Origin of the sequence: Pseudodonghicola xiamenensis DSM 18339 (genome assembly GCF_000429365.1) — a bacterium.
GTDB classification, from domain to species: domain Bacteria; phylum Pseudomonadota; class Alphaproteobacteria; order Rhodobacterales; family Rhodobacteraceae; genus Pseudodonghicola; species Pseudodonghicola xiamenensis.
The window spans coordinates 36,557-55,681 of the sequence record NZ_AUBS01000001.1 but is presented as its reverse complement, the minus strand read 5'-3'; the positions used below and the strand labels follow the sequence as shown (position 1 = coordinate 55,681).

Here is a 19,125-nt window from a genome sequence, read left to right as displayed (position 1 = left end):
GATGGGCCGTGTGATCTGCGTGGGCCTCGGCCCCGGCGACCCCGATCTGATGAGCCTGCGCGCCTATCGGCTGATCTCCTCCGCCCGGCAGGTGGCGTTTTTCCGCAAGGCCGGCCGTGCCGGTCAGGCGCGCCAGATCGTCGAGGGGATGCTGTGCGACGACGTCCATGAACTGGCGATGGAATATCCCGTCACCACCGAAATCCCGGTGAGCGATCCGGAGTACAACCGCCTGCTCGCCGCCTTCTACGACGATTGGGCGGCACGGCTGGCCGATCTGGCGCAGGCCGAGGACGTGGTGGTGCTGTGCGAGGGCGATCCGTTCTTCTACGGCTCCTTCATGCATCTGCAGTCCCGCCTTGAGGGGCGGGCCGAGGTCGAGATCGTGCCGGGCATCACCGGCATGTCGGGCTGCTGGACCGCCTCGGGCCAGCCGATCACCTGGGGCGACGATGTGCTGACGGTGCTGGCGGCCACCCTGCCCGAGGACGATCTGACCCGCCGCGCCGCCGATACCGACGCGCTGGTGGTGATGAAGATCGGCCGAAACCTGCCGAAACTGCGCCGCGCGCTCAAGCGTGCCGGGCGGCTGTCTGACGCCTGGCTGGTCGAACGCGGCACCATGCCCGGGCAATCGGTGCGCCGGCTGGAAGAGGTCGAGGGGCCGGTGCCCTATTTCTCGATCGCCCTGGTGCACGGCCAGGGGCGGCGGCCATGAGCGGCTGGATCGCGGTTGCGGGTCTGGGCCCCGGCGATGACGCGCTGGTGACGCCCGAGGTTCAGGCGAGCCTGGATCAGGCCACCGATGTGATCGGCTATATTCCTTATGTCGCCCGTGTCACGCCGCGCGATGGGCTCACCCTCCATCCCTCCGACAACCGGGTGGAACTGGACCGCGCCACCCATGCGTTGCGGCTGGCGGCCGAAGGGCGGCGGGTGGTCGTCGTCTCCTCTGGCGACCCCGGGGTCTTCGCCATGGCCTCCGCCCTCTTCGAGGCGCTGGAGGCCGGGCCCCGGGATTGGCTGACGCTCGATATCCGCATCCTGCCCGGGATCACCGCCATGCTCGCCGCCGCCGCCCGGCTGGGGGCGCCGCTGGGGCATGATTTCTGCGCCATCAATCTTTCCGACAACCTCAAGCCCTGGGCGCTGATCGAACAACGGCTGCGGCTGGCGGCGCAGGCGGGCTTTGCCATGGGGTTCTATAACCCGCGCTCGACATCCCGGCCCCACCAGTTCGCCCGCGCGCTGGAGATCCTGCGCGAGGAATGCGGCGGCGACCGGCTGATCAGCTTTGCCCGCGACGTGACCAAACCCGGCGAGGTGCTGAGAACGGTGACGCTGGCCGAGGCGACGGCAGAGATGGCCGACATGCGAACCATGGTGATCCTCGGCAATGCCGACACCCGCCGCGTCGGTCGCTTCGTCTATACCCCGAGGCGCGCGGAATGAGACAGCCAGTCCATCACCTCGGCCACTGTCGCGAAGACCTGCCGCGCCGGCACCTCGGGCCGGTCGATCAGGATCACCCGCAGCCCCAGCGCCCGCGCGGCGTCGAGCTTGGCCCGCGCCCCTGTCCCGCCCGCGTTCTTGGCGACGATCCGGTCGATCGCATGCTGGCGCAACAGCGCCAGATCGCCGTCGAGGGTGAAGGGGCCGCGCGCAATCTCCACCGCCGTATCGGGCAAGGGCAGCGGTGCTTCGGGCGGATCGACCAGCCGCAACAGGTAGTGGTGCTGCGGCTTGACCGCGAAGGCGTCGAGCGTCTGCTTACCGATGGCGAGGAAGACCCTGGCCGGCGCCTCCGGCAGGGCGGCGACGGCTGCGGGGATGTCGGGAACATGACACCAGTCGTCCCCCGGCCTGGCCTGCCAGGGCGTGCGTTCCAGCGCGCAGAGCGGGATATTCGCCGCATCGCAGGCCTCTGCCGCGTTGCGGCTCATCCCGGCGGCGAAGGGATGGGTGGCATCCACCACATGGGTGATCCCCTCCTCCCGCAGGAAACTCTCCAACCCCGCCACCCCGCCGAAGCCGCCCACCCGGGTCGGCAACGGCTGTTCCACCGGCTGCGCCGTGCGCCCGGCATAGGAAAAGATCGCCTCCACCCCGGCCTCGGCCAATGCGCGGGCAAGCTGGCTGGCCTCGGTCGTGCCGCCGAGAAGAAGGATGCGTGTCATGTCTGAGCCCTGGGTCAGTATCATCGGTCTCGGCGAAGATGGACTGAGCGGGCTTACGACCGCAAGCGGCGAAGCGCTGGCGGCGGCAGAGGTGATCTTCGGCGGCCCCCGGCATCTGGCGCTGGTCGGTGCGGGGGATCGTGGTCGGGACTGGCCGGTGCCCTTCTCGGTCGCGCCGGTGCTGGCGCTGCGGGGCCAGCGGGTGGCGGTGCTGGCCTCGGGCGATCCCTTCTGGCATGGCGCCGGCGGCAGTCTGGCGGCGCATCTTGCACCGGATGAATGGCGCGCCTTTCCGGCGCCTTCCACCTTTTCGCTCGCCGCCGCGCGACTTGGCTGGCGGCTGGAGGAGGTGCTGTGCCTCGGCCTGCATGCCGGCCCCTTCACGCGGTTGCGCCCCGGGCTGGCGCCGGGGATGCGGGCGATCTGCCTGCTGCGCGATGGATCGGCCCCGGCGGAACTGGCCTGCTGGCTGGAGACGCAAGACTTCGGCGCCTCGGACCTGTGGGTGATGGAGGCCTTGGGCGGCCCGCGCGAACGGATCCGTCACGCCCGCGCCGACGCCTTCGATCTGACCGATATCGCCACCCCCGTCGCCATGGCCATCCAGGCCGCCGGCGGCCCCGGCCTGCCGCGCGCCAGCGGCTTGGCGGACGACCGTTTTGCCCATGACGGGCAGATCACCAAGCGACCGGTGCGGGCGCTGACGCTATCGGCGCTGGCGCCGCGTCCGGGGGAACTGCTCTGGGACATCGGCGGCGGCTCCGGCTCGATCTCGGTTGAATGGGCTCTGGCGGCACCGGGCGCACGGGCGATCGCCATCGAGCCGCGCGCCGACCGCGCCGCCACCATTCGCGCCAATGCCGAAAGCTTCGGCCTGTCGCACCGGATCGAGGTGATCGAGGGCGCGGCCCCCGAGGCGCTCGCCGCCCTGCCCGCCCCCGACTGCGTCTTTGTCGGCGGCGGTGGATCGCAAGCGCTGCTCGAGCCCCTGTGGACGACACTCCGCCCCGGCACCCGGCTGGTTGCCAATGCGGTGACGCTGGAGACCGAGGCGCTGTTGACCCAGTGGCACGGGCAACAAGGCGGCAGCCTGATCCGGGTGGAGCTGTCAGAGGCCGCGCCGCTGGGCCGGATGCGCGGCTGGACCCGCGCCCGCCCGGTCACCCAATGGAGCGTCATCCGATGAGGGTCGCCGGGATCGGCTTTCGCGCCGGCGCCCCCGTCGCCGCCCTGCGTGCCGCGCTCGATCTTGCCGGCGGCGATGCCCAGGCGCTCGCCACGCTCGACCGCAAGGCCGATGCGTCACAGCTCCGCGTGCTGGCGGCCGAGCGTGGCCTGCCGGTGCTGCCGGTGACAGAGGCAGCGCTTGGATCGCAGATCACCCTTACCCAATCCCCCAACCAGATCACGCGTTTCGGCACCGGATCGCTGGCCGAGGCTGCGGCGCTGGCCGCCGCTGGCCCCGGCGCCCGGCTCATCGCGCCGCGCGTGATTTCCCCCTGCGGCATGGCCACCGCCGCAATCGCAGAAGGACCAAAGACATGACCGTTCATTTCATCGGCGCCGGCCCCGGCGCGCCCGACCTGATCACGCTCCGCGGCCGCGACCTGATCGCCGCCTGCCCCGTCTGCCTCTATGCCGGATCGCTGGTGCCAGAGGCGCTGTTGCAACATTGCCCCGAAGGCGCCCGCATCGTGAACACCGCCCCGCTGTCGCTGGACGAGATCATGGCAGAGATCGCCGCCGCCGATGCCGCAGGCCAGGACGTGGCGCGGCTGCATTCGGGCGATCTGTCGGTCTGGTCGGCGATGGGCGAACAGCTGCGCCGCCTGCGCGCCATGGGCATCCCCTATGACGTCACCCCGGGCGTGCCCGCCTTCGCCGCCGCCGCCGCCACCCTGGGGGCGGAGCTGACCCTGCCGGGCGTGGCGCAATCGCTGGTGCTGACCCGGACATCGGGCCGCGCCTCGGCCATGCCGGAGCGCGAGACGCTGGTGAATTTCGCAGCCACCGGCGCGACGCTGGCCATTCACCTCTCTGTCCATGTGCTGGAGCGGGTGGTGGCGGAATTGACGCCGCATTACGGCCCCGACTGCCCGGCGGCGGTGGTCTGGCGGGCGAGCTGGCCGGATCAGCGGGTGGTCAAGGCGACGCTTTCCACGCTGGAGGCCGCGACGGAAGGCGAACGCGGGCGCACCGCGCTGATCCTGGTGGGCCCGGCGCTCGGGGCCGAGGAGTTCGGGGAAAGCCGGCTTTATGCCGGCGATTACGACCGACGGTTCCGCCCGGTCGGCGCCGCCCCCCGCTTCCCGGAGGGCACGGAATGACGCGAAGATCTGCGCCCCTCCCCCCGGGACTGATGATCTCCGCCCCGGCCTCGGGCACAGGCAAGACCACGCTGATGCTGGGGCTGTTGCGCGCGCTCAGCCAGCAGGGGCGCGTCGTGCAGCCGTTCAAGAGCGGGCCGGATTACATCGACCCCGGGTTTCACCGTGCCGCCTGTGGCCGGGCGTCCTTCAACCTCGACAGTTGGGCGATGACGCCGGGGATGATGGCCGGGCTGGTGGCGCGCGCCGCCGGCGCCGATCTGATCCTGGCCGAAGGCTCCATGGGCCTGTTCGATGGCGTCGCCCGCCCCGGCGAGGCCGGCAACGGCGCCAGCGCCGATATCGCCGCCACGATGGGCTGGCCGGTGGTGCTGGTGATCGACGTCTCGGGCCAGGCGCAATCGGCGGCGGCGACCGCCCTGGGCTTCGCCCGCCTCCGCCCGGATGTGACACTGGCGGGCGTGGTGCTGAACCGGGTGGCGAGCCCCCGGCACGAGGCGCTGGTGCGGGTCGGGATGGCGGCCGCGGGCCTTCCCGTTCTGGGCGCGCTGCCGCGTCAGGCGGCGGTCGAGGTGCCAGAGCGGCATCTGGGTCTGGTCCAGGCGGAGGAACACGGCGAGATCGACGATCTGCTGGACCGCGCTGCCCGCGCCATCACGGACCATGTCGACCTGCCGCGGCTGCTGGCCGCTGCCCATGGCACCACCACCACCGGTGCCGCCAGCGCCTCGCCAATGCCCCCCGCGCAGCGGATCGCCCTGGCCCGCGATGCGGCCTTTTCCTTCGTCTACCCGCATCTACTGGAAAGCTGGCGCGAGGCCGGGGCAGAGATACTGCCATTCTCGCCGCTGGCCGATCAGGCGCCCGATACCTCTGCCGATCTCTGCTGGCTGCCGGGCGGATACCCTGAGCTTTACGCGGGCCAGCTTGCCGCGGCGGAGCGGTTCCGCACCGGTCTACGCGCCTTTGGCCAGACCCGGCCGGTGCATGGCGAATGCGGTGGCTATATGGCGATGGGCGCGGCGCTGATCGACAAGGACGGGGCGCGCCACCAGATGGCCGGGCTCCTTGGCCTTGTCACCTCCTATGAAAAGCGGCGGATGCATCTGGGCTATCGCCTGGCGGAGCTTGCCGCCCCGCTGCCGGGCCACGGCGCGGGCGCCCGCCTGCGCGGGCACGAGTTCCACTATTCCACCATCCTCGATCAGCCCGATGCGCCGCTGGCCCGCGTCACCGACGCCAATGGCGCCGAGGTGGCGGAAACCGGATCGCGCCGGGGCCTGGCCACCGGCACCTTCTTTCACCTGATCGCGGAGGCCACGGCATGAGCGGTTTCGTCAGCTTCGTCTCCTCCGGCCCCGGCGATCCGGAGCTTCTGACCCTGAAGGCGGTCGATCGGCTCAGACGCGCCGATGCGGTTCTCTATGATGATCTCTCCGCCGGGCCGATCCTGGAACACGCGCGCGCTGGCGCCGATCTGGTCGGCGTCGGCAAGCGCGCCGGTCGCCCGTCGCCCCGGCAGGATCACGTCAGCCGCCTGCTGGTCGATTACGCCCGCACCGGCGCCCGGGTGGTGCGGCTGAAATCCGGCGATGCCGGTATCTTCGGCCGGCTGGAGGAAGAGCTGACCGCGCTGCGTGCCGCCGGCATCGACCATGAGGTGATCCCGGGCGTGACCGCCGCCTCGGCCGCCGCCGCCGCCGCTGGCATCCCGCTGACCCGGCGCCAGACCGCGCGGCGGCTGCAATTCGTCACCGGCCATGACGTCACCGGCGCCCTGCCCGAAGGGCTGAACATGGCGGCGCTGGCCGATCCCGGTGCGATCACCGCGCTTTACATGGGCCGGCGCACCTTCGCGGGCCTTGCAGAGCGGCTGATCGCGGTCGGCCTGCCGGCAGATACACCGGCGCTGCTGGCCGAAGGCGTCTCGACCCCTGCCGAACGGCTCAGCCGCCACAGCCTCGCCGGGCTGGCGGCGGACCAAAGCGCCCCGGGCGATGCCCCCGCCCTCATTCTCTTCGGTCCATTGGCAGAGGAGGATTGACAGCTCAACAACAGTTCTGAAGCCTGAAACAGGACGGTGTCGCGCGCGCGTCACAGCCCGCCCGATGAAAAGGGAACACGGTATGGGGCCCCCGAAGGCTCCCGATCCGCGACTGCCCCCGCAACTGTAAAGCGGCGAGCCTGCCCGGAACACGCCACTGGCCCCAAGGGGCCGGGAAGGCCCGGAGCCGCGCCACGACCCGCAAGTCAGGAGACCTGCCGTCCCGCGACGCCCAAGTGGCGATCTCACAGACCGGCCCCCAGCCGGCCTTCCCTCAGAAATCCCGTCGGGTGAGACGGGTAAGGAGACAAACGACATGCATATCGAACCCGGGCTCGTTGCCGGAGCCAAGATTTTCCTCAGCTATGCCACCGCCGCCGGTGCGGCCACCTATACCGCCAAGACCGCGATCGACAGTCTGCGCGAAAGCGGCGCGGCCTCGCTGGCGCTGCGCAGCGTGGCGACCACGGCACTGGTCTTCACCTTCTTCGAAATCCTGCCGCATTACCCCGTCGGCGTGTCCGAGGTGCATTTCATCCTCGGCTCGACCCTGTTCCTGATCTTCGGGGCGGCGCCCGCGGCCCTGGGTCTGGCGCTGGGTCTCTTGATCCAGGGCGTGTTCTTCGCCCCCTTCGACCTTCCGCAATACGGCATGAACATGACCACGCTGCTGGTGCCGCTTTTCGCGGTGCAGGCGCTGGCGCATAAGATCATCGCGCCCCATACCCCCTATGTCGATCTGAAATACCGTCAGGCGCTGGCGCTCTCGACCGCCTATCAGGGCGGCGTGGTGGCCTGGGTCGCCTTCTGGGCCTTCTACGGCCAGGGATTCGGAGCCGCGAATATCGCCTCTATCGCCACTTTCGGCGGCGCCTATATGCTGGTCATCCTGGTCGAGCCGCTGGCCGATCTGGCAGTACTGGCCGCAGCCAAGGCTCTGCACGGGCTGCGCGGCAGCCCGATGGTGACGCCGCGCCTTTACGACGCGCGCTGATCGCCCCTCCCTCCTTCCGCGCGGCCCCGATACCGGGGTCGCGCCCCTTTCCGAGAGCGTCCATGATCGAGCTTTTCCTGATCGGTATCGGTACCGGCAACCCCAAGCACCTGACCCGGGAGGCCACCGAGGCGATACGGGCCACCGACCTGATCCTGATCCCGCGCAAGGGCCCGGGCAAGGACGATCTGGCCGGGCTGCGCCGCCGCATCTGTCAGGAGGTGATCACCGGTGACACCCCGCAGTTGCGCGAGTTCGACCTACCGAAACGCGATACCGCCAATCCCGATTACCGCGCCGGTGTCGACGACTGGCATGATGCCATCGCCCGCGTCTGGGCGGCCGAGATCCGCGCAGGCCTGCCTCGGGGCGCCGGCAAGGTGGGGTTTCTGGTCTGGGGCGATCCCTCGCTTTATGACAGCACGCTTCGGATCGCCGAGCGGGTGACGGCAGCGCTTCCCCTCGCCCTTCAGGTCATCCCCGGCATCACCTCGATCCAGGCGCTGACCGCAGGTCACGCGATCCCGCTGAACCGGATCGGCGCGCCTGTCACCATCACCACCGGGCGACGGCTGCGCGATCACGGCTGGCCCGAGGGGGCCGAGACCGTCGTGGTCATGCTGGACGCGGGCTGCGCCTTTGACGTGTTGGAGCCCGAGGGGATCGAGATCTGGTGGTCGGCCTATGCCGGCATGGCCGAGGAGCTCCGCCTGTCCGGCCCCTTGGCGGAAATCGCACCACGGATCGCCGCAACCCGCGCCCGCGCCCGCGCCGATCACGGCTGGATCATGGATATCTATCTGATGCGGCGGCGGGCCCCGGCTTGAGGCCGCGGTCCCGCGTGCTTGGCGGTCAATCCTCCCGATGCGCCGCCAGGATCTGTTCGAATCGCGCCCGGGCGCGCTTGGGTAGATCGGCGGGAAGATCGCTGGACAGGCCACCGGGCGCGCCCTCGCCCACCTCGATCCACATCACCATGCCCATGGCGAAATGCGGTGAGCATTTGATGCCATAGCGCCCGGGCTCGGTCAGGGTAACGGTGAAATCCTGATTGATCTTGCTTTTGAACGGGCTGGCGCCCGCGGGGATCATGCCGTCGATGGTGGCGGCGTTGTGACTGGATTGTTCGGGAATGAACCGCACGCTGTCACCGGGAGCCACCCGCAGAAAGTCGGGCTCATAGATCATGGCGCCGTGGTCGTTACGGTTGAACATCCGCACCTCATGGATTTCGGCCAGCGCGGGACTGCCCGCCAACAGGGCAAGGCAAAGGGCAAAGGGCTTCATCAAGCTCCCTCCTCTAGACAATGATAACGAAAGATAGTGGTCTGATCGACCGGGTCGCACAGCGGCGTGGCGCCGACCCGGAAGATCGCAGCCAGACGCTCCGGCGTCAGCACTTCGACAGGCCTGCCGCAAGCAACCATCCGGCCCTCCTGCATCACCCCCAGCCGGTCGCAGCCCATCGCCTGGTTGAGATCGTGCAGCGCCAGCACCACGGTGACCGGCAGCCGGCTGACCAGACGCAACAGCGAAAGCTGGTGATGGATATCCAGATGATTGGTCGGTTCGTCCAGGATCAGAACCCGGGGGCGCTGCGCCAGTGCCCGGGCGATCTGCACCCGCTGACGTTCGCCGCCGGAAAGCGTCGCCCAGCGTCGTGACGCCAAGCCGGCCATGCCCACCGCCTGCAGCGCCTCGTCGACGATCATGCCATCGCTGGGTGAAAACGGTGCCAACGCCGACAGCCAGGGGGTGCGTCCCAGCTCGACCACATCGCGCACGCTCAGCGCCTCGGAGGTGTCGGCGATCTGCTCGACAAAAGCGATCCGCTGCGCCACCTCGCGGCGGGACAGACGTGACAGCGGGCGGCCGCCCAGATGCACCGTGCCCCGGGTGCGGGGGATCAACCCCGCCATCATCCGCAGCAGGGTCGATTTCCCCGACCCGTTCGGCCCGACCAGGCCGAAGGTCTCTCCCGGTTCGATGGTGAGCGAGACGTCTTCGACGATGGGCGCGCCCGCGCTCCAGCCCAGCCCCCGTGCCGCAAGCCTCATAGCCGCCTCCTGTTGCGCAGAAGGATCAGGGCAAACCCCGGCGCCCCGACCAGGGCGGTGACAACGCCGATCGGCACCACCTGCCCCGGAATCAGCAGGCGTGACACGATATCGGCCCCGATCAGAAAGACGGCGCCGGCCAGGGCTGCCGCCGGCACCAGCCGGGCGTGACGCGGCCCGACCACCATGCGCATCGCATGGGGGATCACCAGCCCGACAAAGCCGATCGACCCAACCAGGCTGACCATGGTGGCGGTCATCAGGGTGGTGACCCCGATCAGCACCGCCTGCACCCGCCGCACCGGCACGCCAAGCGCTGCGGCGGAACCGGCACCGAAGGAAAAGGCATCCATCGCCCGGGCGAACCAGAGGCAGATCACGAAGCCCAGAACCGCCGTCGGCGCGGCCAGCGACACATCCGGCCAGCGCACCCCGGAGAGGTTGCCAAGCAGCCAGAACATGATGCCGCGCGCCTGTTCGGCATTGGCGGATTTGGCGATGAAGAAAGAGGTCAGCGCATTGAACAATTGCGACCCCGCGATCCCGGCCAGCACCAGTTGCGCCGATCCGCCACCCGCCGCCCGCGCCAGCAGCGCCACCAGAACGAAGGCCAGCGTGGCGCCGGAAAACGCCCCCGCCGATAGCCCCAGCGCGCCGCCGCCCAGACCCAGGATGGTGACCGCCACGGCCCCCGCCCCGGCCCCGGCCGAAACGCCCAGCAGATAGGGGTCGGCCAACGCGTTGCGCACCAGGGCCTGCAGCACCACCCCCGACAGCGCCAGCCCGGCGCCGCAGCCCGCCGCCACCAGGCTGCGTGGCAGCCGATAGCTCCAGACGATACCCGCGTCGATCGGATCGACCGCATGGCCCGCGTCCCAAAGGACGTTGGCGAAGACCGCCGCCACCGTCGATAACGGCAGCGGCGTCTCGCCGATCACGACGCCGGCGAAGATCGCCAGCATCAGCATCACGGCCCCCGCCCCGCCCCAGAAGATCACGGAGCGGGCCAAGGGACGCGCTGAAGCGCCGGGTGTCGAGACGACGAGGCTCACTGACCGCTCAGCCCCGGCAGCGCCGCAGCCAGCGCCTCAAGCGCCGAGATATTGCGGATCGACGGATCCATCGCATGGGCGTCAAGGATGACGATCCGGTCGTGCTTCACCGCCTCCATCTGGCTGGTAACCGGATCGCTGCGCAGGAAGGCCAGCTTCTTTTCGACATCGTCGGCCTCGAACCGGCGGCGATCCATCCGCGCCACCACGATCACCGAAGGATTGGCCCGGGCGATGGTCTCCCAGCTGACGGTCGGCCATTCCTCGTTGCTTTCGACCACGTTGCGCAGACCCAGCGCCTTCATCATATAGGCCGGCGCGCCGCCCTGGCCGGCGACATAGGGGTCGATATCCATCTCGGCGGAGGAGAACCAGAACACTGCCGAGGTATCCTTGAGCCCGAGCCCCCGCGCCTTGGCGATTGCCGCCGCCTCACGTCCACGCAGATCGGCCACGACCTCCTCGCCCCGCTCACCCACATCGAAGATCTGCGCCAGTTCGACGATCCCCAGATAAAGGCTCTCCATCGAATAGAGCTGGGTCCGGGTGCCGTCGGAGCCTGAGGTATTGTCCTTGCCGATGCAATCGGCGGGCAGGATATAGGTGGGAATGCCCAGATCGGCGAATTGGTCGCGGGTGGCGACGATGCCCTGCGGGCCGACGTGCCATTCATATTGCACCGCCACCAGACCCGGCCGCTTGGCCACGACACTCTCAAAGCTGGGGTCGTTGTCGGCCAGACGCTCCACCGCTTCGTTCACCGTCTCGAATTCCGGCAGCACCTTGGTGAACCAGACCGAGGTGCCCTTGACGCGATCGCCCAGGTCCAGCGCATAGAGGATCTCGGTCGCGGCCTGGCCGACGGTAACCGCACTGTCCGGTGCGTGATCAAAGTTCAACTCCACGCCGCAGTTTTCCAACTGCAACGGATAGGTCGTGCCGGCCCCCGCCGGCAGAGCGACAGACAGCGCCGCGATGGCCACTGCGATCAGGGATTTGGGATACATCTATGGTCTCCGGTTGATGAAGCGACCAGAGACAGGACGGAAAGGCCGATCCACCGGCTGAACCACACCCGGGCCGAGACGGCGGGCGCATTTGGTCTGGCAAGGGCCGGTGCCAGGAGACACCGCAGGACAAAGCTCATTCGACACCTCCCCGGACACCCCGCCCGGGCCGCGTTACAGACAGTGTCGGCAGGTCTCCTGACTGGCGGGTCTGTGCAGGCAGCGGCCTTCCCATGGCACAGGGCCACAGTGGCGTATTCGCAGCCTGCTCACCGCCTACAGTTGCGGGGGCAGTTCCGGTTCACCGCTGCGCAAGAAACAACAGCGGTGGCGGATTCCCTTTTGATTCCATTCGGAAACCGACACTGACGTTCTAGGCAACCGCCCCGGCGGTGACAACAGCTTTGCCAACCGCGCGCGACCGCAAGGCCGCCTCCCCGGTGGCCTGAGGAGACCGTTTCGGGTACGGCACCCGCCCGGGCGCCGGACAGGGACGCGTCACGCCAGCCCGACAATCCGTGTAACAATGGCATCGTGATCCGACAGCGGCCGCCCGTCCGGGTCCGGTGACGGACGAATCTCGGTCTCGCTCAGCCGCAACCCGCGCGCCAGGAACCAGTCGAGCTTCATGGCACGCTCGGGCCAGCGGGTGATCAGGCTGGGCCGCGTGGTGGGCTGATCCTCTGCCCCGCCATGCACGGTGAAACCGGCGGCACGCGCCAGGTCGAACAGCCCCTCGGCCCGCCAATCGCCTTCGTTGTGGTTGCCGGTATTCAGATCGCCTCCGATCAGCACCGGCAGGCCGGGAAATTCCGCGTCGATCGCAGCGATCAGCCCGGCGACCTGCCGTTCGCGATGCTCCGGCCCGCAGGCGCTTTCCAGGTGGGTGGAGATGGCCAGAAACGGGCCGGCCTCGGTTTCGACCGTGGCACCGACGGCGATCCTCTCACCCAGACGCGGCTGTTCGGCATCCGAAAACCACTGCCGCTCTCCCCACAGACGCAGGGCGAAGGGGGCGCCGAGCGTAGTCTTCGCCATCAGCCCGTTGCCGTGATAGCCCAGCGCATTGCGATCGTCGTCGCAGAACTGCAGTTCGATGGGGGAGCCGAGGCCAAGTTCCAGAAACTCGACCGCATAGGCATAGGACATGCCGAGGCCCACCGCCATGTCGCGGGTGGTGTTGCGCTGCTTGCTCCGCGCCATGCCGTTGTCCATCTCGGAGACCAGAATGACGTCGCAGTCGCGCATCTTCGCCGCCGCCGCCTCTGGAAAGAGACAGCGTTCAAGGTTCCAGGCCCCGACCGTGACCGGCAGGGGCAAGGGCGCCGAGCCGCCAGTCCCGCCGATCTCGATCAGGTTCATGCCGGGAACCCGCGCCATATGGGCATCATGCACCCCGATCTGACGCGGGAGGTCACGGATCGCCAGATCATCGGCGCCCGGCACCGGCAGCGCCGGGGTGGTGTCGCGGATCATCGGGCGAATTCCCCCACCCGGCTGCGCACGTCGATCCGCTGACCGGTCGCCGCGTCGAACAAATGCAGACGGGCTGGATCGGCGGCGATATGGATCAGATCGCCCGGCGCTTCCGCCCCCTGATCGACGACGGCAAGCGATTGGTCGCCAACCATGCCGTGAACCACCCGGTGGGCGCCGAGCTCCTCGATATATTCGACCCGCATCGGCACGCCGCCACGGGCGACCAGACGCAAATCCTCGGCCCTAAGCCCCAACGTCACCGGCCCTGCCTTGTGATCGACCTCGGCCAACACATGACCCTCCAGCATCAGCCGGCCACCTTCGACAGTGGCGTCCAGCAGGCTCATCGCCGGAGAGCCGATGAAGGCCGCCACGAAGGTCGAGGCCGGCTTGCGATAGACTTCGAGCGGCGCGCCGATCTGTTCGACCCGACCGCCGTTCAGCACCACCAGCCGATCAGCCAGCGTCATCGCCTCGAGCTGGTCGTGGGTCACGTAGAGCGAGGTGGTGCCCAGACGTTGTTGCAGCTTGCGGATCTCCATCCGCATCGACACCCGCAGCTTGGCGTCGAGGTTGGACAGCGGTTCGTCGAACAGGAAGGCCGCCGGCTGGCGCACGATGGCGCGCCCCATGGCGACCCGCTGCCGCTGCCCGCCCGAAAGCGCCCGCGGCTTGCGGTCGAGGTATTGGCCCAGCTCCAGCATCCGCGCCGCCTCGGCCACGCGGGTCTCGATCTCGGCCTTGGGGGTGCGACGGTTCTTCAGCCCGTATGCCATGTTGTCGCGCACCGTCATATGCGGATAGAGCGCATAGTTCTGGAACACCATGGCGATATCGCGTTCCGCCGGGTCGAGCTGGTTGACCAGCCGCGAGCCGATGTGGATTTCGCCATCGGTCACCGTCTCAAGCCCCGCGACCATGCGCAGAAGCGTGGACTTGCCGCAGCCCGACGGCCCCACCAGCACGATGAATTCGCCGTCGGAGATCTGGATATCGACGCCCGACACCGCCTTGACGCCGCCCGAATAGGTCTTGCCGACCGCGTTGAGAGTAAGCTCTGCCATGTCACTTGTCGCTTTCTGTCAGGCCCTTGATGAACATGCGCTGGAAGATCACCACCACGGCGACGGGCGGGACCATGGCCAGCACCGCAAGGGCGAAGGCTTCGTTATAATCGGGGATCTGGCTGCCGACCCAAACCTGCAGGATCGACTTGATGCCACGCATGAGGGTGTAGAAACTCTCGTCCGTGGTCATCAGCAGCGGCCAGAGATACTGGTTCCAGCCGTAGATGAACATGATGATGAAGATCGCAGCCATCATCGTCTTCGACAGCGGCACCAGCACGTCGATGAAGAATTTCCAAGGCCCTGCCCCGTCGATACGGGCGGCCTCGAGCAATTCGTCCGGCACCGATTTGAAGAACTGGCGGAAGAAGAACGTGCCGGTGGCCGAGGCCAACAGCGGCACGATCAGCCCGGTATAGCTGTTCAGCAGGTGCAACTGGCTCATCACCTGATAGGAGGGCATGATGCGCACCTCCAACGGCAACAGGAGCGTGGCGAAGATCATCCAGAACAGCACCGTTGCGAAACGGAACCGGAAATAGACCAGCGCATAGGCCGCCATCATCGACAGCACGATCTTGCCGATCGCAAAGCCGAAGCCCATGATCAGCGAGTTTTTCAGCATCAACAGACCGGTGACATCGCCGGTGAAACCGCCGCGATGAGTCAGCACCTTTTCATAGGTGGCATAGCCGTTCGATCCGGGCGTGATGAACAACCCGTTGGAATGGATATCGACCGCGGTGTGGGTCGAGGACATCAGCGCCATCAGCACCGGCACACACAGAAACAGCGTGCCGAGGATCAGGATCAGATGGTCGAAGGGTTTGATCTTTTGCATGGCCTCACCCGTAATGCACGCGGCGTTCGAGAAAGCGGAACTGCAGCACCGTCAGCGCCGCCACCACCACCATAAGGATCACCGATTGCGCCGACGACCCGCCGATGTCGTTGCCTTTGAAGCCGTCCAGATAGACCTTGTAGACCAGCGTCATCGGGTTGTTGGCGGGCTTGTCCTTCACGATCACGTCGATGATCGGGAAGGTGTCGAACATCGTATAGGTGATGTTGATGATCAGCAGGAAGAAAGCCGTCGGCGCCAGCAGCGGCAGGGTCACATCCTTGAACCGCCGCCAACCGGAGCGCGCGTCGATCAGCGCTGCCTCGCGGACCGAGACAGGGACCGATTGCAGCCCGGAGAGAAAGAAGATGAAGTTATAGGGGATCTGCTTCCAGACCGAGATGGTGATCAGCGCGATGGTGGTATCCCAGTAATCCACCCCCACCCGCAACTCGTGTCCAAAGAAGGCGAAGAGCCGGGTGAAGGGACCCATGTGCATGTCGAAGAACATCATGCCGATCAGCCCCGCCACCGGCGGCGCGATCGCATAGACCGAGATCAGCAGCGTCTTGTAGCTCTCCGCCCCGCGGATCACCTTGTCGGCCTTGACCGCCAGCAAGAGCCCGATGCCCAGCGCCAGCGCCGTCACCACCACGCAGAAGAAGGCGGTGAACCAGGCGGTCGAGAGGTATTCCTTGCTGCCGAGCGCGTCGGCGTAATTCTCCATCCCCACGAAGGTGGAGCCGAAGCCGAAGGGGTCCTCGATATAGAAGGACGAGGTCACCGCCTGCGCCGAGGGCCAGTAGAAGAAGATTACCACCACGGCGAGTTGCGGCAGCACGAACAGCCAGGGCGTGAGGCCATGGCCGAACTGTACGCGCTTGACCGGGTTGGCGGTTTCGCCGGACCACCAGTCACGCAGACGGTGGAGGAACGAGGGGGCGGTTGGTCCCTGGGCGCTGAGGGGGGTGTCGGTCACCGGTTGTCTCCTGTCCGGAGGGGGAGCGAGCCGCAGACGCGGCCCGCAAATTGCGAAAGGGTTCCGGGCAAAAACCCGAAACCCCGTGAATGCCGTCTGCCTGAGGCTCAGCCTGCGGTCTTGGCGAAACGCGCCAACAGGGCGTTGCCTTCGCTCTCGATGGTGTCAAAGGCGTCCTTGACCGAGACTTCGCCCGAAAAGATGCGGTTGAACTCGCGTTCCATGACCGAACGGATCTGCGGATAGAAACCCATCCGATAGCCCTTGGTCCATTCGCCGCCCGGCAGCATGAGCTGCTGGATACCGACCTCGGCGACCGGTTTCTCGTCATAATAGCCCTGCGACTTGGCCAGTTCGTAAGCGGCCTCTGTCACCGGCACGTAACCGGTGTTCTCATGCCAGTAGACCTGGGTTTCCGGCGCGGTCAGGAAGGTGAAGAACTTGGCGGTACAGTCGTTTTCCGCCTTGGGCTTGCCAGCCATCGCGAAAAGCGCGGCGCCGCCGATGAAGCTCTGGGTGCCAGCGCCTTCGATCGAGCCCCAATAGGGCATGAAGACCGCACCGAAGGGGAACTTAGCCGATTTCTGCAAACCGCCGAAGGACCCCGAGGAGCCGATCCACATCGCCGCCTTGCCTTCTTCGAAGGGCTTCAGGTTGTCGGCCCAGCCGGCACCGTAAAACCCGTAAAGGCCCTGATCCGCCCATTCCTTGAGCTTTTCGAACATCATCACCTGATTGGCGTCGTTGGCGACCAGTTCAGTGCCCTTGATGCCATCATAGCCGTTGTTGTTGGTGGCGAATTGCTGGTTGTTGCGGGACTTGAAGTTCTCGACCATCATCCAGGTCAACTGCGAGGCGGTCATCGGCAGATAGCCGGCCTCTTTCAGCTTGGGCGCGATCTTTTCGAAATCTTCCCAGGTCTTCGGCGGCTCGACCCCGGCCTTCTCGAAGGCTTCGGTGTTCAGATACATGATCGGCGCCGAAGAGTTGAACGGCATGCCGATGAACTTGCCGTCGCTGTCGGCATAGAAGTTACGCACGCCGGCGATGAAATCTTCGCGGTTGAACTTTTCGCCCGCGCCCTTGATCAGATCCTCGGCCGGGATGGTCGCACCCTTGGCGGCGATGATGGTGGCCGCACCGGCATCGAAGACCTGCAGGATGTTCGGCTGTTCGCCCGAGCGGAAGGCGGCGATGCCCGACGACAGAGCTTCCTCATAGGTGCCCTTCGAGATCGGGGTCAGCTTGCACTGATCCTGCGATGCGTTGAACTTCTGCGAGATCTCGTTGATGACCTCACCGTTACGTCCACCCATACCGTGCCACCAGGTGATATCGGTGGCCGCGAAAGCGGTAGAGGCGGTCAGTGCAAGCGCGATGGCTGCTGTCGCGGTCTTGAACATGTCCCTAATCCTTTCAGGAGTTCGTGTCGGCGCGACGGCTACGTGTCAGAAGCAACAGTTTCGTATCAGTGAGATGACCATTTAATGACGTCCAATGCCCCGCGTCGGTCGACACGGCTCTCCGAACGCAAAGCGCCCGAAGGATCACTCCTCCGGGCGCGAAACATCGGGTGTTTGTCCGACTGGTGGTCAGGATCGGGTCCGGCCGTCAGCCGACGACACGATAGCCCCTGCCACGCATGCAGTTCTTGATGATGGCTTCCTTGTTCTGCTGCTGCTGCAGCGCGCCTGCGGCAACCCCGGCCGCGGCACCGACGAGGGTCGCATCCCGAACGTTGGTGCCCTTGTTGTTGAGCACCGCCGTGGTGCCGCCGGCGATTACGGCACCGGTCGCGGCAGTGGCCGCCGTATTGTTCGAGAAGGTGCCTTGCTGCGACGCGAGGGCCTGGCAATATGCGAGATCGTTGGAATAATTCGGCCCCACGGAACCGTCGATGACCGGCGTATAATTCGCTCCGGAATTCTCGCACGCTGGCAGCATGCAAAGAAGAGGGATGACAGCGAGAGCTTTGATTCTGAGCATACTTGACCCTTTCGGAAATTGAATTCGTTCTCGTGCAGGGCGCTTTGACCACACCCCGCGGCAATCATACTGCAAAAGCACTTCTCCACAAAGGCGTTCACACTGCAAGCCCCTGTGCAATCCCCGATGAAATCCCTAGTGCAATCCGCATCACCAGCCCGGACGGCGCGGGCGCGCGGATGCCACCCTGCGGGCCCGACGGTCTAATTGGCCTCGCCGCGCAACGTGGACAGGAAATCCTGGATCGGCGCCCGCAAGGGTTCGTTGCGGCGATGAAAGGCGATGATCTTGATTTCGGCGATATCGACGATCGGCCGGGCCACCAGCCCCTGCATGGCATAATCGCGCACCGTCAGCGAATCGACGATCCCCACCCCGCCACAGGCCCGCACCATGTCGCAGACATTGGCGCAGAAGGGCACCGTGCAGACCGGATCATAAACCAGCCCCTGCGCCACGAAGGCAGCACGGATGGTTGCCCCCATCGGGGACCAGTCGGCGTTATAGCAGACCAGCGGATGTTCGGCGATGGCGGCGCAGAACAGCCTCTCCTGCCGCGCCAGCGGATGCGCCTCGCGCATGATCGCCACCAGATTGCTGCGCCCGACGGTATAGGCCTGAAACTCTGCCTTTGGGGGCAACGCCATCTGGATGCCGATATCGGCATCGCCACGTCGCAGGTCGTCCTCCGGCGAATGCACCCTGAGGTTCAGCCGTTTCTTCCAGTTCTGGAACCCGGCACGGATCAGCACCGGGCCCAGAAACCCCTCGACCAGCGCCGGCGTAGCCGAGACCGACACCGGGCGCGACGCCAGGTTGCGCAGTTCGGGCAGCTTGGCACGGATATCGGCATGAGCGCTGAAGATCGGCGCCGCCATGGCAAAGATCTCATTGGCCTCGCGCGTCGGCTCCAACCGGTTGCCGGTGCGGTGGAACAGCGACAACCCCAGCCGGCTTTCCAGCCGCTTGAGCTGGGCAGAGACACCGGGCTGGGAAATCCCCAGCAACCGGGCGGTTTCAGTTGTCGTCCCCACCCGCATCAGGGTTCCGAACAGCTCCATCTCGCGCAGATTCATTATCAGCCCATTAGTAATAACACGTCTATTTATTATTAT

The 19,125-nt window shown here is 66.9% G+C and carries 21 protein-coding genes and 2 riboswitches; of the genes, 9 read left to right on the top strand and 12 right to left on the bottom strand.

Annotation, left to right across the window (positions count from 1 at the left end; translation table 11 throughout):
- Position 1 precedes the first annotated feature (1 nt).
- Together G455_RS0100275 and cobJ are read left to right on the top strand one after the other, a co-directional pair.
- Positions 2–718 (top strand): precorrin-2 C(20)-methyltransferase, encoded by a 717-nt coding sequence (locus G455_RS0100275; RefSeq protein ID WP_028091837.1) that lies wholly within the window; start codon positions 2–4, stop codon positions 716–718.
- Positions 715–1,452: a precorrin-3B C(17)-methyltransferase gene (cobJ, locus tag G455_RS0100270; protein WP_028091836.1), complete on the top strand. Its 738-nt coding sequence runs from the start codon at positions 715–717 to the stop codon at positions 1,450–1,452. Before G455_RS0100275 ends, cobJ begins: the two co-directional genes overlap by 4 nt.
- On the opposite strand, the gene G455_RS0100265 is transcribed toward cobJ, so the two are convergent.
- The gene (locus G455_RS0100265) at positions 1,428–2,177 is read right to left on the bottom strand and encodes a cobalt-precorrin-6A reductase (protein WP_028091835.1); all 750 of its coding nucleotides are present in this window, start codon (positions 2,175–2,177) and stop codon (positions 1,428–1,430) included. The genes cobJ and G455_RS0100265 overlap by 25 nt on opposite strands.
- Between G455_RS0100265 and G455_RS0100260 the strand changes: the two genes are divergently transcribed.
- The 7 genes from G455_RS0100260 to cobF all read left to right on the top strand — a co-directional run bounded on the left by G455_RS0100260 (position 2,176) and on the right by cobF (position 8,369).
- A complete protein-coding gene (locus G455_RS0100260) occupies positions 2,176–3,363 on the top strand; it encodes a bifunctional cobalt-precorrin-7 (C(5))-methyltransferase/cobalt-precorrin-6B (C(15))-methyltransferase (protein ID WP_028091834.1) in 1,188 nt (395 codons plus the stop codon). The genes G455_RS0100265 and G455_RS0100260 overlap by 2 nt on opposite strands.
- Positions 3,360–3,722, top strand: coding sequence for a cobalamin biosynthesis protein (locus G455_RS0100255; protein WP_028091833.1), 363 nt, complete (start codon positions 3,360–3,362; stop codon positions 3,720–3,722). Before G455_RS0100260 ends, G455_RS0100255 begins: the two co-directional genes overlap by 4 nt.
- On the top strand, positions 3,719–4,504 hold the full coding sequence (gene cobM, locus G455_RS0100250) for a precorrin-4 C(11)-methyltransferase (RefSeq protein ID WP_028091832.1): 786 nt from the start codon (positions 3,719–3,721) through the stop codon (positions 4,502–4,504). The genes G455_RS0100255 and cobM overlap by 4 nt, the downstream gene beginning before the upstream one ends.
- Positions 4,501–5,832: a cobyrinate a,c-diamide synthase gene (locus G455_RS0100245; protein WP_035365867.1), complete on the top strand. Its 1,332-nt coding sequence runs from the start codon at positions 4,501–4,503 to the stop codon at positions 5,830–5,832. The genes cobM and G455_RS0100245 overlap by 4 nt, the downstream gene beginning before the upstream one ends.
- A complete protein-coding gene (cobA, locus tag G455_RS0100240) occupies positions 5,829–6,548 on the top strand; it encodes a uroporphyrinogen-III C-methyltransferase (RefSeq protein ID WP_028091830.1) in 720 nt (239 codons plus the stop codon). Before G455_RS0100245 ends, cobA begins: the two co-directional genes overlap by 4 nt.
- A gap of 17 nt (positions 6,549–6,565) precedes the next feature.
- Positions 6,566–6,785: riboswitch (cobalamin riboswitch) on the top strand.
- 79 nt (positions 6,786–6,864) lie between these two features.
- A complete protein-coding gene (locus tag G455_RS0100235) occupies positions 6,865–7,542 on the top strand; it encodes an energy-coupling factor ABC transporter permease (protein WP_028091829.1) in 678 nt (225 codons plus the stop codon).
- A 62-nt stretch (positions 7,543–7,604) separates the two neighbouring features.
- Positions 7,605–8,369 carry a precorrin-6A synthase (deacetylating) gene (cobF, locus tag G455_RS0100230; RefSeq protein WP_028091828.1) on the top strand — a complete coding sequence of 255 codons (765 nt, stop codon included), beginning with the start codon at positions 7,605–7,607 and terminating at the stop codon, positions 8,367–8,369.
- Positions 8,370–8,394: 25 nt separating this feature from the next.
- Here the strand turns inward: cobF and G455_RS0100225 are convergent, their stop codons facing one another.
- The 11 genes from G455_RS0100225 to G455_RS0100175 all read right to left on the bottom strand — a co-directional run bounded on the left by G455_RS0100225 (position 8,395) and on the right by G455_RS0100175 (position 19,086).
- Entirely contained in the window at positions 8,395–8,829 is a 435-nt protein-coding gene (locus G455_RS0100225) for a pseudoazurin (RefSeq protein WP_028091827.1), read from the bottom strand.
- Positions 8,829–9,599 carry an ABC transporter ATP-binding protein gene (locus tag G455_RS0100220; RefSeq protein ID WP_028091826.1) on the bottom strand — a complete coding sequence of 257 codons (771 nt, stop codon included), beginning with the start codon at positions 9,597–9,599 and terminating at the stop codon, positions 8,829–8,831. Before G455_RS0100220 ends, G455_RS0100225 begins: the two co-directional genes overlap by 1 nt.
- Positions 9,596–10,567: a FecCD family ABC transporter permease gene (locus G455_RS0100215; protein ID WP_051312071.1), complete on the bottom strand. Its 972-nt coding sequence runs from the start codon at positions 10,565–10,567 to the stop codon at positions 9,596–9,598. Before G455_RS0100215 ends, G455_RS0100220 begins: the two co-directional genes overlap by 4 nt.
- An 80-nt stretch (positions 10,568–10,647) precedes the next feature.
- On the bottom strand, positions 10,648–11,658 hold the full coding sequence (locus G455_RS0100210; RefSeq protein WP_028091824.1) for an ABC transporter substrate-binding protein: 1,011 nt from the start codon (positions 11,656–11,658) through the stop codon (positions 10,648–10,650).
- 171 nt (positions 11,659–11,829) lie between these two features.
- A riboswitch (cobalamin riboswitch) is annotated at positions 11,830–12,037 on the bottom strand.
- A 119-nt stretch (positions 12,038–12,156) separates the two neighbouring features.
- Positions 12,157–13,134 carry an endonuclease/exonuclease/phosphatase family protein gene (locus tag G455_RS0100205; protein ID WP_028091823.1) on the bottom strand — a complete coding sequence of 326 codons (978 nt, stop codon included), beginning with the start codon at positions 13,132–13,134 and terminating at the stop codon, positions 12,157–12,159.
- Positions 13,131–14,201, bottom strand: coding sequence for a sn-glycerol-3-phosphate import ATP-binding protein UgpC (locus tag G455_RS0100200; protein ID WP_028091822.1), 1,071 nt, complete (start codon positions 14,199–14,201; stop codon positions 13,131–13,133). Before G455_RS0100200 ends, G455_RS0100205 begins: the two co-directional genes overlap by 4 nt.
- Position 14,202: 1 nt before the next feature.
- Positions 14,203–15,045: a sn-glycerol-3-phosphate ABC transporter permease UgpE gene (gene ugpE / locus G455_RS0100195; RefSeq protein ID WP_028091821.1), complete on the bottom strand. Its 843-nt coding sequence runs from the start codon at positions 15,043–15,045 to the stop codon at positions 14,203–14,205.
- 4 nt (positions 15,046–15,049) lie between these two features.
- On the bottom strand, positions 15,050–16,024 hold the full coding sequence (locus G455_RS0100190; protein WP_028091820.1) for an ABC transporter permease subunit: 975 nt from the start codon (positions 16,022–16,024) through the stop codon (positions 15,050–15,052).
- A 107-nt stretch (positions 16,025–16,131) separates the two neighbouring features.
- Positions 16,132–17,427, bottom strand: coding sequence for an extracellular solute-binding protein (locus tag G455_RS0100185; RefSeq protein WP_028091819.1), 1,296 nt, complete (start codon positions 17,425–17,427; stop codon positions 16,132–16,134).
- 208 nt (positions 17,428–17,635) lie between these two features.
- A complete protein-coding gene (locus tag G455_RS0100180; protein WP_035365864.1) occupies positions 17,636–18,010 on the bottom strand; it encodes a hypothetical protein in 375 nt (124 codons plus the stop codon).
- A gap of 203 nt (positions 18,011–18,213) precedes the next feature.
- Complete coding sequence (locus G455_RS0100175; RefSeq protein ID WP_028091817.1) at positions 18,214–19,086, bottom strand: LysR family transcriptional regulator; 873 nt, start codon at positions 19,084–19,086, stop codon at positions 18,214–18,216.
- Between the last annotated feature and the right edge of the window lie 39 nt (positions 19,087–19,125).